Raw genomic sequence first — 13,661 nt, forward strand, 5'->3', positions numbered from 1 at the left:
CGCGGGCGCGTCACGCCCCCGTCGGCCCCGGGCCCACCGCGCCCGCGCCCGGCGCACCGACCGGCGGCGCCGGGTCCGCGCCCAGGCCGGTCCGCATCGCCGTGCGGATGGTGTCCCACTGGCCCCGCAGGCCCAGTAGCTCCGCGTGGACGCCCTCGAAGGAGACGGCGGGCTCCTGCGAGCTCAGGCGCAGCACCCGGCTGTAGATCCCGGCCAGGACGTCCGTCAGCCGGTCCAGCTCCTCGAGGACCTCCCCGGAGGCGATCATCTGGGCCTCGGCGAAGGCGGCGTGGTGCCCCTGCCGGGCCTCGTCCAGCGCCGTCCGGTCCGCCGGGGTGACCCCGTCGTCCCGCACCAGCCACAGGAAGGTCATCAGGGATATCCGGTAGCGGCGGTAGGCGGCGCCCGCCGCGATGTAGCAGTCCCGCCGCAGACCCAGCTCCGCGACCTCCCGCTCGCGCAGCCACTGCGCGTGTGCGGCCCGCTGCTGCCGCTCGAACTGGTCCGACTGCACCCGGGCCAGCATCCGCTGCGAGAGGGCGGTGGCCAGCAGGGTGCCGGCCACCCCCACGACCGCCGCGGCCAGTGCGACCAGTCCGTTGTCCACGCCGATTCCCCCGCCGTCCCCACCGCCGCCCCGCGGTCCCGTACCGATGGCGGCGCCCGGTAGCGGGCGCCGACCATCGGACCGTACCGGGCGGGGTCAGTGGATGACGCTGAAACTGTGCCAGGGGGAGGAGTCCGGGGCCGTCACGTTCGACATCGTGGTCGCGACGTAGATGCCGTCGGCCCGGTCGGTCTTCTCGCAGCCCGCCGTCCGGTACAGGACGATGTCGACCAGCGTGTTGTTCACGACGTGCGTGGCGCCCTTGGGGATGGCGATCTCGTGGCAGCCCTTGACCGGGGTGTTCGAGTAGCTCAGCTCGACCGGCGAATCCGCACCGCGGAAGCTGAGCATGCCGACGGTACTCCGGTCCAGGCCCGAGCAGGCGGTGGCGGTCAGCAGCAGTGCTGCGGCCCCGGTGATGACGCCGATACGCCGGCTGTGGGACATGGCGCGGTCCTCGTCTGTGAGGTGATGGGGTCCTTGTCACCAGACTGCTCCCGCACGCGCCGGTCGGCACCCGGTGATCCCCTGGCCGGATGAACGGGCCCCGCCGCGCCCCGCCGCGCCCCTCCCCCGGGCGGCCCCGGAGCGGGTGCGCGCCGCCCCGCGGCCCGGGTGGGGAAGGGTGTCCAGGTCAGGGGGGTCTGACCTACCCATTCGCCCCGGGGTATGGACGACTGGCAAGATGGGGTGTATCTGCCCACCATCGATCTGCCGGACGGTTTCTCTTGGCTGAGTTCATCTACACCATGCGCAAGACGCGCAAGGCGCACGGCGACAAGGTGATTCTTGATGACGTCACCCTGAACTTCCTGCCCGGCGCGAAGATCGGTGTGGTCGGCCCGAACGGTGCCGGTAAGTCCACCGTCCTGAAGATCATGGCGGGCCTGGAGCAGCCGTCCAACGGCGACGCGTTCCTGTCGCCCGGCTTCACCGTCGGCATCCTCATGCAGGAGCCCAAGCTCGACGAGTCGAAGACCGTCCTGGAGAACGTCCAGGACGGCGCCGCCGAGATCATGGCCAAGCTGAAGCGCTTCAACGAGGTCGCCGAGGAAATGGCGACCGACTACACCGACGCGCTCATGGACGAGATGGGCAAGCTCCAGGAGGACCTGGACCACGCCAACGCCTGGGACCTCGACGCCCAGCTGGAGCAGGCCATGGACGCCCTGGGCTGCCCGCCCGGCGACTGGCCCGTCACCAACCTCTCCGGTGGCGAGAAGCGCCGCGTCGCGCTCTGCAAGCTGCTGATCGAGGCCCCGGACCTGCTCCTCCTCGACGAGCCCACCAACCACCTCGACGCCGAGTCGGTGAACTGGCTGGAGCAGCACCTCTCGCAGTACAAGGGCTGCGTCATCGCGGTCACCCACGACCGGTACTTCCTGAACAACGTCGCCGAGTGGATCCTCGAGCTCGACCGCGGCCGCGCCATCGCCTACGAGGGCAACTACTCCACGTACCTGGAGAAGAAGGCCACCCGCCTCAAGGTCGAGGGCCGCAAGGACGAGAAGCGCCAGAAGCGCCTCAAGGAAGAGCTGGAGTGGGTCCGCTCCAACGCCAAGGGCCGCCAGACCAAGTCCAAGGCCCGTCTCGCCCGCTACGAGGAGATGGCGGCCGAAGCGGACAAGATGCGCAAGCTCGACTTCGAGGAGATCCAGATCCCGCCGGGCCCGCGTCTGGGTTCGATCGTGGTCGAGGTCAACAACCTCTCCAAGGCGTTCGGTGACAAGGTCCTCATCGACGACCTGTCCTTCACGCTGCCGCGCAACGGCATCGTCGGCATCATCGGTCCGAACGGCGCGGGCAAGACCACGCTGTTCAAGATGATCCAGGGCCTGGAGACGCCGGACTCCGGCGCCATCAAGGTCGGCGACACGGTCAAGATCTCCTACGTCGACCAGAGCCGCGCCAACATCGACCCCAAGAAGACCCTCTGGGCCGTCGTGTCGGACGAGCTGGACTACATCAACGTCGGCCAGGTCGAGATGCCGTCCCGCGCGTACGTCAGCGCCTTCGGCTTCAAGGGCCCGGACCAGCAGAAGCCGGCCGGCGTCCTCTCCGGTGGTGAGCGCAACCGCCTCAACCTGGCGCTGACGCTCAAGGAGGGCGGCAACCTGCTGCTCCTCGACGAGCCCACCAACGACCTCGACGTCGAGACCCTGTCGTCGCTGGAGAACGCGCTCCTGGAGTTCCCGGGTGCGGCCGTGGTCATCTCCCACGACCGCTGGTTCCTGGACCGGGTCGCGACGCACATCCTCGCCTACGAGGGCGAGTCCAAGTGGTACTGGTTCGAGGGCAACTTCGAGTCGTACGAGAAGAACAAGGTCGAGCGGCTCGGCGCGGACGCGACCCGTCCGCACCGCGCCACGTACAAGAAGCTCACCCGCGGCTGAGACTGAGGCTGAGACAAGCATGGCCAGACACCTCTACCGGTGCCCCTTGCGCTGGTCGGACATGGACTCCTTCGGGCACGTGAACAACGTGGTCTTCCTCCGCTACCTGGAGGAAGCCCGGATCGACTTCATGTTCCGGCTGGCGCCGGGGGAGGGCAGCGAGTCCTTCACGGGCGGTTCCGTCGTGGCCCGCCACGAGATCGACTACAAGCTGCCCCTCGTGCACCGTCACGAGCCGGTCCTCATCGAGTCCTGGGTGACCCGGATAGGCGCCGCGTCCCTGACCATCGGCTACGAGGTCAAGGACGTGGCGGAGGGCGACCGGCCCGAGCAGGTCTACGTACGGGCCTCGACCGTGGTCGTGCCCTACAACCTCGCCGAGGGGCGGCCCCGCCGCATCACGGCCGAGGAGAAGCACTTCCTGCAGAAGTACCTCGACGAGCCCACGGGCCCGGAAGGGGCCGTCGCGGCATGAGCGAACGGCTGTGCCTCGCCGATTCCGGGGAGGCGGCGGACCTCGCCGCCTTCCTGGGCCGGCTCGTGCACTACGACCGGGCCGCCGCGGTCCGCCTCCAGGTGGGCGGCGGCGCGCTCGCCGTCTTCGGCCGCCCGCCGTCCTTCGAGGTACTGGCGATCCGCACGGCCCGGCTCGCGGAGCCGCCGGCCGCCGCGCTGGACCGGACCGTCTCCGCCGGGGAGCTCCTGGAGGCGATCGACGAGGCCTCGGGCAGCGCGATCGTGCCCGCGGCCGTCACCGGGCCGCCCTGGACGGGCGTACTGCCGCCCCGCGGCGGTTGGCAGCAGGTACCGGGGCTGCCCGGCGCCGACGCGATGCGCGCGGCCGTGGCCGCGGCCGTCGCCGAGTTCCGCGCCCGCGACGAGGCCCTGCCCGCCGCGCACCGGACCCGCGCCGAGCGCGACCGGATCGGCCGCGAGATCTGGTCCCGCACCCTGGGCGAGACCACCCTGCCGCTGCGCGCCGTGCACGCCGCGCAGTCCCTGGGCTTCCTGCGGCCGGTACGGTCCACCGTGCCCCCGCAGCCCGCCGTGCCCGACGCCCCGGCGCCCGTGGCGCTGCTGGCCTGCGGGAGCTGGCTGCGGCTGCGCACCCCGTACGGCTCCGTGGTCACCCGCCGCCCGGGCGAGGGCGGCCTGGGCGCGCTCCAGGTCCGCCCCGTCTAGCGTCGGGTTCAGCCCTCGGTGTTGATCATCGAGGCGGCGGCGTACGTCACGTAGCGCCACAGCTGGGCCTCGTGCTCCGGTGCCAGGCCCAGCTCGTCGATGGCGTCCCGCATGTGCCGCAGCCACGCGTCGTGCGCCGCCCGGTCCACCTGGAACGGGGCGTGCCGCATCCGCAGGCGCGGGTGGCCGCGGTCGTCGCTGTAGGTGGTCGGACCGCCCCAGTACTGCATCAGGAACAGCGCGAAGCGCTCCTCGGCGGGGCCCAGGTCGGCCTCCGGGTACATCGGACGCAGCAGCGGGTCCTCGGCGACCCCCTGGTAGAAGCGCCGGACCAGGCGGCGGAAGGTCTCCTCGCCGCCGACCTGCTCGTAGAAGGTCTGCTCCTGAAGGGTGCTCCGCGGAATCTCGTTCACCCGACCATCGTCTCAGACGCCCGGACGGAGGACCCCGGTCCTAGGACCACCGGATGCCCACCGGGCGCCCGGTGGATGCCCGGCCGACGGGCGGCGCCGCGGCGTCGGCAGCACAGTGGAACCATGGGCGGCACGGAGACCGGAGCGACCCGCGACCTGCGGGAGACGGCCCACTCGGCGCAGGTGCGGGAGCTGACCGCGGCCGGGGCGCTGACCGACCCCGCCTGGCTGGCGGCCTTCGCCGCCGTGCCCCGGCACGTCTTCGTCCCCTTCTTCTGGACCGGCCGCGGCGCGGGCCACGAGCGGCTCTGGGCCGAGGACCCCGATCCCGAGCGCCGGGCCCGCTGGCTGCGCGGGGTCTACACGGACGCCCCGCTCGCGACCCGGCTGCGCGACGGCGAGCTGGTCTCCTCCAGCAGCCAGCCGTCCCTCATGGCGCGGATGCTGGACGCGCTGGAGGTCCGGGACGGGGACAACGTGCTGGAGATCGGCGCCGGCACCGGTTACAACGCCGCGCTGCTGTGCCACCGGCTCGGCGAGGGCCTGGTCACCACGGTCGACCTGGACGAGGAGATCACCGAATCCGCCCGGGCCCACCTCGCGCAGCTCGGCTACCACCCGGCCGTGGTCACCGGGGACGGGGCGCGCGGATGCCCGGCCCGGGGCCCCTTCGACCGGATCATCGTCACCTGCACCCTGCCGCTGGTCCCGGCCGCCTGGCTGCCCCAGTGCCGCCCGGGCGCGCGCGTGCTGGCGCCGCTGTCGACGGGGCTGATCGCCCTGCGGGTGCGGGACGCGGGCTTCGCGGAGGGGCGGTTCCTGCACACCTCGGCGTACTTCGTCCCGCTGCGCGGAGCAGGGGCCTCGCCCCCGTGGGTGGCGGGCGGGCTCCCGTACGAGCTGCTGGAGAACGAGCGCTTCCAGTTCATGCTGATCCTCACGGCGGGCGTGCTGCATCCCCGCGAGGCCCTGGACCTGTGGCGCCGCGAGGACCGGCCGCCGCGCGAGCGCTTCGGCGTGACGGTCACCGACGAGGGCCAGTGGTCCTGGCTGGACGACCCCCAGGGACCGTACGTCTGGCCCCTGGGAGACGCGGCGGAGCCTAGCCCCGGCGGACGGTGACCGTGGTCCAGGCGCCGACGTGGACGCGGTCGCCGTCGCGCAGCGGGACCGGCACGTAGGGCTGGATCGGGTCCTCGCCGCCGTTGATGTAGGTGCCGTTGGTGGAGTTCTGGTCCACCACGGCCCAGCTGCCGTCGGGTTGCTGGACCAGGACCGCGTGGGCGTGCGAGACGCCCGGGTCCTCCGGGGGCACCGACAGGTCGACGTCCGGGGACTCGCCCGTGGAGGCGCGGCGGCGGCCGATGGTGATCTGGCCGCCGGACAGCGGGAGGTGCTGCTCCGGTGAGTACGCGGGCAGGTTGAGCCCCGCGGCCTCGGGGCCGCTGCGCTGCATCATGGCCATGAAGTACGACCGGTCGGGGCCGATCGTCGCGGTCCAGGCGCCGCCCTGGGGCGGGATCGGGACCTGCTCCGGCTGCTGGTACGTCGGGCGGTACTCGGCCTGCGGCGGCTGCTCCTGCACCGGCGGCGGCAGCACCCAGTCGTCCTCGCGCTGCAAGGACTCGGCGGGCCGGTTGACCTGCGAGGGCCGCGAATCGCGGTACTCGTAGGGGTCCTGGGCGTACGAGGCCTCCGCGGTCGGCAGCGGCTGCGCACCCGTGGTCCCGGGGCCGCGGACCGGGGCGGGCCCGGGGGTGGTCGCCGGGTTCGGCGCTATCGGCGTGTACGAGGTCGCCGTCCGGGTCAGGAAGTTGAAGCGGCACTCCTCGCAGTACGGGGCCATCGCCTCGCGCGGGGTCCGGCACTGCGGACACAGCTCCGCCTGCGCGGTGGGCTCGCCCCCGGCCATCGGGAAGCTGCCGTAGTCGTAGGAGGGCGGCGCGGGAGGCTCGTGGCCCGCCGCGGGGGCCATGCGGTGACCGCATACTTCGCACCAGTCGTCGGAGACCGATTGGTGCCCGTTCGGGCAGGTCGGCATGTCGGCCGTTCCCCCTTCTCCCTGCGTCGGGACGTCAGTTTCGCTTCACTCGAACGGTCTGTGTCGACCGCGTTTCGAGGGTCATCTCGTCGGCGTCGGCGACCTTCGCCTTCAGCCGCACAGTACCCGCAGCGACATCCACGACATCCACCACCTTTGCCAGCAGTTTCGCAGTGTCCTCGTTCCCGGACACACCGGCCAGCTGCACGGCACGGCCGAGTTTGGCGGTGGCGCCGTCGATATCACCCAGTTTGCGTGCTTCCAGGCCCTGCTGGATGACCTCGGCCAGCTCGGCCTGGCCGGTGTAGTGGGCCACCTGCGCGTTGATCGCGGTGGAGGCGGCCAGGTCGTCCGTCCACACCGCGCGGACCAGCCCCTGGGACTCGGAGAGCATCGTGGCCGCCTCGCCCTCCCGGCCCGGCAGGACCAGGGAGACCCGGGAGGCGAGCATCTCCTGGCCGATGGAGGCGCCGGGCACCCGGACGCAGACGTGGTACTCGCGGGACTCGTCGCCCCAGGAACCCGTCGGGTAGTCACCGGCGCGCGGGCCCGCCGCGGTCCGCCGGTCGGTCAGGTCCTGCACGGCGGGCGCGACCTGCTTGACGTACTGGATCTCCGCGCCGACCGGGCTCCACAGCCGCAGCGCGACGTCGGCGACCTCCTTGCCCATGACGTTCTCCATCATGAGCGTGAAGTCCTCGGCCAGGTGGGCCGGATCGGCCACGATGTCGGCGGTGCCGAGCAGCGCGCTCGCGATGCCGGTCACCTCCTTGACCTCCCAGTCGGTGCCCACCCCGCGGGCGTCGCAGGTGAACCGCCCGGCGCAGGCGTCGAGGGTGGTGCGCAGCAGCTCCGGGCTCTCGTGCTCGTTGCGGCCGTCGGTCAGCAGGATGCCGTGCCGGATGGTCGCGGGGGACTGGCGCAGCAGGCCGTCGGCCAGGCGCAGCCAGGTGCCGATCGCGGTGCCGCCGCCGGGGGTGAGCGCGTCGAGGGCGCCCTTGGCCTGGGCGCGCGTGACCGGGTCCGCGACCGCGAGGCGGCCCTGGCCGGGGTAGACCTCGCGGGCCACGTGGGTGCCGGAGATCACGGCGAACGAGGTCCCGTCGTGCAGGGTGTCGATCGCGGCCGCCGTGGCCTCCCGGGCGCCGGTCATCTTGGCGGGCGGGTACGCCATGGACCCCGAACAGTCGACCATGATCACGACAGCCGCGCCGCTGCCCGGGGTCGCGACGCGGGTCGCGGCCGCGCCGCCGGTGGACGTGACCGTCACGATGGCGTGCACGTCCTGCCCGCCCACCGGGAGGAACTCGTTCTGGTACACCTCCACGGTGAAGCGCGGTGCGCTCGGCTTGGCGAAGTTCGCCATCAGGACGGTCTCCTCGGGTGTGCGACGGGCTGGTTGGCGGGCGGTCAGGCGGCGGGTGCGGCGGCCGCCTCGGGGACGGCGAAGGGCACGACGGCCACGGTCACGTTGTCGTGGCCGCCGCCGTCCAGGGCGTGGCCGACCAGCACCTGCGCGCTGTGCAGCGGTCGGGCGGCGGCGTCGGTGGGCAGGACCCGGGCCATGTCCTGGGCGGATTCGGCGTAGTTCCACAGTCCGTCGGTGCAGACGACCACGACGCCGGGCCGGTCGGGCTTGAAGGCGACGGTGTGCGGCTCCAGTTCGTACGCGTCGGCGCCGAGCCAGCCGGTGATGGCGTGGGCGCGGACGTCGGCGTAGGCCTCGGCCTCGTTCATCAGCCCCGCCGCGACCATCTGGGCCGCCCAGGAGTCGTCCTCGGTGAGGCGGGCGGGCGGGGCGGAGCGGTCGTCGGGCACCCAGTACGCGCGGCTGTCGCCGACCCAGCCGATGATCAGCAGCCCGCCCGCGGTGACCGCGCCGACGAGGGTGCAGGCGGGGGCGTTCTGCGCGCCGGGGACCTCCGGGGCCAGGGCGTTGACGGCGGTGGAGGCGGCCAGGATCGCCTCGTGCATGGCCTGTTGGGGCAGCGCGCCGCGCGGCAGCGCGTCCAGCAGGGCCTCGTTGGCGGCGACGGCCGCGGCGGCGGAGGCCTCGTCGGGGCGGCTGGCCGAGGACACGCCGTCGCAGACGATGGCGACGGTCGCCGCGCTGCCGTCGGGCAGCGCGGTGGCCGCGACCGCGAAGGAGTCCTCGTTGCGGTGGTGGCGCAGGCCCCGGTCGCTGACGGCGGCGACGCTGCCGAGCTCCTCTTCGAGGTGGTCCCGCTCGCGGGGCTGGGCGTGGCCGCAGTGCTCGCAGTAGCCGTCGGTGTCGACGCGGCCCGCGCGGCAGGCGACGCAGGTCTTGCCGGTCGACTCGCCGCCGGGGCCGGTCGCCGCCACGGGCGCGGGCGCACCCGCGGCCGCACCGATTCCGGGGTGGTCGGTGGTCGCTCCCTCGGGCGCGGCGACGCCCCACCCGGCGGGTTCGTCGACGAGGGTCGGCACGGGCGCGGCGGCCCCGGCCGTGGCCGACCATCCCGCGCCGTACCCGGCGCTCCCCGCGGTCGCCTCGGCCCGCGCGGCGGAAGCAGAACCGGAAGCAGAACCGGAAGCGGAACCGGAAGGCGAACCGGAACCGGGAGCGGCGGCGGAGGCGGCCGTCCGCCCGGGCGGGTACGGCGCCGGAGCCGGCGCGGGCGCCGGGCCCGCGACGTGCGACGCGTCGGACCAGCCCGCGGGGCCCGAGGGCTCCGGCGTACCGGCCGACGGCGGGAAGTCGGGCCGGGCGGACGCCCGACCGGGGGGCGTCAGGGCGACCGTCGGGTGGTCGTCCGGGGGCGGCGGATCCGCGGACAGGGCGTATCCGCAGACCCCGCAGAAGAGGTCACCCTCTTCCAGCGGTTCCGCACAGCTGGGGCAGCCCGACGGCCGATGCATCGACATCACTCACACCCACGTCCGTGGACGGAAACGGTTTGCCCGTTCCACCAGTTCGATCCTCTCCTCGCCCCGCTGCGCCAGACGGGCCAGGACCCGGTAGGAGCGTTCCAGGCCGAAGCGCAGCCCCCGCTCGTCCAGTTGGCTGCCGAGCAGCGAGGTCCGGCCGGGGTCAGGACCCCGGCTACCCGACAGTACCCAGTCGAGCGCCGAGCCCAGAACCTCCGCCGTCAGCACCTCGTAGCGCACGGCGTCCAGACCGAACCGCCGCAGCGCCTCCACCTGCCCGGAGGCCGCCCGCAGATCGTCCAGGAGCGGCTCCTCGGGGGAGCGGTCGCGCAAGCGTGCCCGTACGGCCGCCACCCGCGCGGCCGTGTGGTGGATGGACGACTCCGGTACGGATTCCAGCGTCCGCACGGCCGCGACCCGGTCCCCGGCGGCCAGCTGCACCCGGGCCAGCCCGAAGGCCGCGCTCACGAAGCCCGGGTCGGTGACCCAGACCAGGCTGTAGTACTCGGCGGCATTGTCCAACTGGCCCAGGACCTCCGCGCACAGGCCCAGCGCCAGCTTCGGCGCGGGCTCGCCGGGGAAGGCGTCGTAGATCGCGTCGAAGGACAGCGCCGCTATTTCGTCGTCCCCGGTGGCCAGGGAGGCGATCCCGCGCGCCCACACCACCCGCCAGTCGTCGGGGTGGTGGACCTCCAGCTCGGTCAGGGTCTCGCCCGCCACGGCGAGTTCGCCCAGCTCCAGGTGGGCCCGCAGCGCGCGCAGCCGCAGCTCGGCGGAGTCGGCGGGCGCCGCCCCCAGCGCCCCCAGCAGATCGGCGGGCGCCGACGCCAGCAGCGCGGCCAGGAAACCGGCGTTGGGGTCGGCCGGATCCACCAGCGGCACCGGCAGGGCCAGCGCGGTGCCCCGGGCGTCCAGCCCGGCGAGCGCCGCGGAACCGGGCACCCCGGCGGGGTACGCCCGTACGGCGGGCGGGGCCACGAGCGGGGCGGCCCGTGGCGCCGGAACGGACGCCACCGCCGGGTCCGGTCGCGCGGCGAGGCTCCCCGGTCCGCCCGTCATGTGCGTGGCCGTCGTCGCCAGCGCGGGCACCGGGGTGGCGCCCGCGACGGGCACCACGGAGCCCACGACGGACACGGCAGCCGGAGCGGTCGCCGTCACCGCGGACACCGCGCCGTGGCCGCCCCCCGCGGCCACGGCCGGGGAGGGCGCCGGGCGGCGCCGACCGAACGGTCCGCCGCGCCGCGCCGTCACGTCCCGCGCGCCCAGCCGGGACACCTCGGCCCCGGCCTCCTCGGAGAACAGCAGGGTGTCGGTGACCTGCACCTCCGGCCCGAACAGGGTGGACAGCTGCGGTCGCGGCCTGCCCGTCTGGAGCGCGACCACCTCCCGCAGCACGCCCGTCAGCTGGTCGGCCATCTCCTGCGCCGAGGCGAACCGCCGCCCCGGATCCGGGTCGGTGGCCCGCACCAGCAGCCGGTAGAAGGACTCGTAGCGCCGGAAGACCTCGATGTGGTCGGGGTCCGGCAGGCTGTCCACGAAGATGTTCGTGTAGCCCTGGAAGTCGAAGGTCAGTACCGCCAGCGTGCGCGCGACGGTGTAGAGGTCGGAGGCCACCGAGGGCCCCAGCTCGGCGACTTCGGGCGCCTGGTAGCCGACCGTGCCGTAGATCGCCGATTCCTCGTCGTCCATCCGGCGGACCGCGCCCATGTCGATCAGCTTGAGCTGGTCGGCCTGCTGGATCGCGTTGTCGACCTTGAAGTCGCAGTACAGGAGATTGCGGCTGTGCAGGTGGCCGAGGGCCTCCAGCGCCTCGATGCCGTACGCGCAGGCCTGCTCGACCGGCAGCGGGTCGCGCCGCCCGTCCGACCGGCGCCGCTCGTTGGCGATCTCCTTGAGGGACTTGCCGCCGACGTACTCCATGACGATGTAGCCGTCGAGCGAGCCGGTCCGCTGGTCGAGGTGCTCGACGAAGTTGTAGATCCGCACGATGTTGGAGTGCTCGATCTCCGCGAGGAAGCGCCGCTCCGAGATGGCCGCGGCCATCGCGTCCTGGTCCCCGGTGTCGAGCAGGCCCTTGAGGACCACCCAGCGGTCCGAGACCGCCCGGTCCACGGCGAGGTACACCCAGCCGAGGCCGCCGTGCGCCAGGCAGCCCGCCACCTCGTACTGGCCGTGCACCACGTCGCCCGAGGCCAGCTTGGGCACGAAGGAGTAGGGGTGGCCGCACTTGGTGCAGAACCCCTCGGTCCGGCCCGGCCGGTCGCCGCGCGCGCGACCCACCGGGGCCCCGCAGTCCGACTTCGAGCAGAACCGCTTGCGCTCCGGGACCTCCGGGTTCTCCAGCACCGCGGCCGAGGGATCGGGGCGCGGCACCTCCGGTACGGACACCAGCCCGGCGCCGAGCCGTCCGCGGCCCGAAGGCCCGGACGCCGAGCCCGAACTGCGCACCGACACCGAGCGGCTGGACGCGGCGGTCCCGGACAGGGCGCGCGAGAGCCGCCCCGAGACCGAACGCCGCGAGGACGAGGAACGCGAGGACCGCGCGGAGCGGGCCGAGCCGGAACCGCGCGCCGAGGGCTGCGAGCCCTGGGAACCGCGTGCTCCGGCGCCCCGCGCCGCGCTGGTCATCCCGGTGGGCGGCGACACCAGCTCGCCGGCTCCGGCCGAGGTGGCTCCGGTCGCCGCGCCTCCGGCCGAGGTGGCTCCGGCCGAAGCGGCCCCGGCGGCGGGCGCGGCACTCGGCAGCGGCGCCAGTCCGCAGGTGTCGCAGTACAGCTCCCCGCCGCCCATGTCCTCGTACGTGCCCGGGCAGCCGGGCCGGCCGCACGGAGTCCCGATCAGGCTCATGCGTCTTCCTTCCCCGGCCCGACGGGCCGGTCCTGCTGCGCCGCCAAGGACTCGGCGGCCGCCTGCTGGTAGCGCAGGACCGCCTGTTCGGCGGCCCGTAGGTCGCAGGGAGCGCTCCACAGCATCCGCCGTGCCGCGTCGTACCGCTCAACGAGCAAGGGGTCTCCCGCCGTTCCGTGCCGGGTCATCTTCGCCCGGTACGCGTCCAGCCTGCCCCGGAGTTCGGCCCGCACCGCCAACGGCGCGGTCACGGCCGTCAAGGACGCCCGGGCCCGCAGCAGTTCCTCCTCGGCCCGGGCCTCCAGGGACTCCAGCAGGGGGGACAGCCGGTGCCACTGGGACTGGCGCCGGTAGTCGGCGGCCGCCGCGAGCTGCTCCTGGAGCACGGTCGGCGGTCCGCTGACCGCCGGTACCTCGGAGGCCGCGATCTTCGCCAGCACCTCGCCGCGCGCGGTCCGCGCCTCCGACAGCGTCCGGTCGGCCCGTGACAGCACGTCGCGCAGGCTGATCAGCCGCTGCTCGGCGTCCTGCCGCACGGTCAGCACCGCCTCCACCTCGCGGCGCACGTCCTCCAGCGCGCGCGCCGCCCGGTCGTAGCGGGCGGTGTCCGGCCGCCCGCCGCCCGGCGCCGAACTGCCCTGGGTGGGCGTCCAGAAGGCCAGCGGATCCTCGATGACCCGGGCGCGCAGCTCCGCCAGCTCGGCGGTGATCGCTTCCAGGTCGTCGCCCGAGGGGTGTGCGCCCGGGCGGACGCCCACGGAGTGCGCCAGCGAGCGCGTGCGGTGCAGTTCGGCGGAGAGCAGGTCTATCCGGGCGGGCAGCGCCGACCACACCGCGTCGGCGGCCACCACCATGTCCAGCGACGACGCGTACAGCTCGTTCATCCGGGCGACCAGCTCGGCGAGCGAGTAGCGCTCGGCCAGCTGGGCGCCCTCCACGGCGCCGCCCGCGATCATCACCCCGGCGCCGCGCAGCCGCTCGGTCAGCTCGACCAGGTCCTCGCGGCTCGGCCAGCGGCGTCTCTCGCGCAGCTCCCGGGCAGCGTTGAGCGCCCCGCTGTAGGCGTCGAAGTAGGTCCACAGGCGGGTGATGGCGGCGTCGGCGGCGGCCCACCGCTCGCGGGTGATCCCGACCAGGGCGGCGCCCTCCAGCAGGCGGCGCCCGGCGTGGTCCTGGAGGGCGAGCAGCGAGGTCTCGACGGCCTCGTGCTCCGCGTCGAGCCGGGTCAGCGCGCGGTCGACGTCGTCCCGGTCCATCACCCCGGGCCCGGCTCCTTCTGTTCCCGCCAC

At 73.9% G+C, this 13,661-nt stretch carries 12 protein-coding genes; 4 read left to right on the top strand and 8 right to left on the bottom strand.

All coding sequences use genetic code 11. From position 1 onward, the window contains the following. Nucleotides 1–10 precede the first annotated feature (10 nt). Nucleotides 11–607, bottom strand: coding sequence for a hypothetical protein (locus ACFWAR_RS04150; protein ID WP_385772803.1), 597 nt, complete (start codon nucleotides 605–607; stop codon nucleotides 11–13). Nucleotides 608–703: 96 nt separating this feature from the next. Further along, entirely contained in the window at nucleotides 704–1,054 is a 351-nt protein-coding gene (locus ACFWAR_RS04155; protein WP_385772805.1) for a hypothetical protein, read from the bottom strand. A 281-nt stretch (nucleotides 1,055–1,335) separates the two neighbouring features. Here ACFWAR_RS04155 and ettA point away from each other — a divergent pair, with 281 nt between their 5' ends. The 3 genes from ettA to ACFWAR_RS04170 are packed head-to-tail and all read left to right on the top strand — an operon-like array spanning nucleotide 1,336 to nucleotide 4,182. After that, complete coding sequence (gene ettA / locus ACFWAR_RS04160) at nucleotides 1,336–3,000, top strand: energy-dependent translational throttle protein EttA (protein ID WP_385772807.1); 1,665 nt, start codon at nucleotides 1,336–1,338, stop codon at nucleotides 2,998–3,000. Between the two features lie 19 nt (nucleotides 3,001–3,019). Continuing rightward, complete coding sequence (locus ACFWAR_RS04165) at nucleotides 3,020–3,475, top strand: thioesterase family protein (RefSeq protein ID WP_354380305.1); 456 nt, start codon at nucleotides 3,020–3,022, stop codon at nucleotides 3,473–3,475. Continuing rightward, nucleotides 3,472–4,182, top strand: a complete 711-nt coding sequence (locus ACFWAR_RS04170) for a hypothetical protein (protein ID WP_385772809.1) — start codon at nucleotides 3,472–3,474, stop codon at nucleotides 4,180–4,182. The genes ACFWAR_RS04165 and ACFWAR_RS04170 overlap by 4 nt, the downstream gene beginning before the upstream one ends. An 8-nt stretch (nucleotides 4,183–4,190) precedes the next feature. Here the strand turns inward: ACFWAR_RS04170 and ACFWAR_RS04175 are convergent, their stop codons facing one another. Beyond that, on the bottom strand, nucleotides 4,191–4,595 hold the full coding sequence (locus ACFWAR_RS04175) for a globin (protein ID WP_385772811.1): 405 nt from the start codon (nucleotides 4,593–4,595) through the stop codon (nucleotides 4,191–4,193). 123 nt (nucleotides 4,596–4,718) lie between these two features. On the opposite strand from ACFWAR_RS04175, the gene ACFWAR_RS04180 reads away from it, so the two are divergent. Then, nucleotides 4,719–5,717 (top strand): methyltransferase domain-containing protein, encoded by a 999-nt coding sequence (locus ACFWAR_RS04180; RefSeq protein ID WP_385772813.1) that lies wholly within the window; start codon nucleotides 4,719–4,721, stop codon nucleotides 5,715–5,717. Here ACFWAR_RS04180 and ACFWAR_RS04185 read toward each other — a convergent pair. Genes ACFWAR_RS04185 through ACFWAR_RS04205 form a run of 5 tightly spaced genes read right to left on the bottom strand, consistent with a single transcriptional unit; the run spans nucleotide 5,698 to nucleotide 13,628 of the window. Continuing rightward, nucleotides 5,698–6,636 carry an FHA domain-containing protein gene (locus tag ACFWAR_RS04185; RefSeq protein WP_385772815.1) on the bottom strand — a complete coding sequence of 313 codons (939 nt, stop codon included), beginning with the start codon at nucleotides 6,634–6,636 and terminating at the stop codon, nucleotides 5,698–5,700. The genes ACFWAR_RS04180 and ACFWAR_RS04185 overlap by 20 nt on opposite strands. Before the next feature lie 34 nt (nucleotides 6,637–6,670). Then, complete coding sequence (locus ACFWAR_RS04190; protein ID WP_385772817.1) at nucleotides 6,671–8,002, bottom strand: VWA domain-containing protein; 1,332 nt, start codon at nucleotides 8,000–8,002, stop codon at nucleotides 6,671–6,673. A 44-nt stretch (nucleotides 8,003–8,046) separates the two neighbouring features. Continuing rightward, entirely contained in the window at nucleotides 8,047–9,522 is a 1,476-nt protein-coding gene (locus tag ACFWAR_RS04195) for a PP2C family protein-serine/threonine phosphatase (protein ID WP_385772819.1), read from the bottom strand. Nucleotides 9,523–9,525: 3 nt separating this feature from the next. Continuing rightward, complete coding sequence (locus tag ACFWAR_RS04200) at nucleotides 9,526–12,372, bottom strand: tetratricopeptide repeat protein (protein WP_385772821.1); 2,847 nt, start codon at nucleotides 12,370–12,372, stop codon at nucleotides 9,526–9,528. After that, a complete protein-coding gene (locus tag ACFWAR_RS04205) occupies nucleotides 12,369–13,628 on the bottom strand; it encodes a hypothetical protein (RefSeq protein WP_385772823.1) in 1,260 nt (419 codons plus the stop codon). The genes ACFWAR_RS04200 and ACFWAR_RS04205 overlap by 4 nt, the downstream gene beginning before the upstream one ends. Between the last annotated feature and the right edge of the window lie 33 nt (nucleotides 13,629–13,661).

The organism is Streptomyces sp. NPDC059917 (assembly GCF_042730635.1).
Lineage (GTDB): Bacteria > Actinomycetota > Actinomycetes > Streptomycetales > Streptomycetaceae > Streptomyces.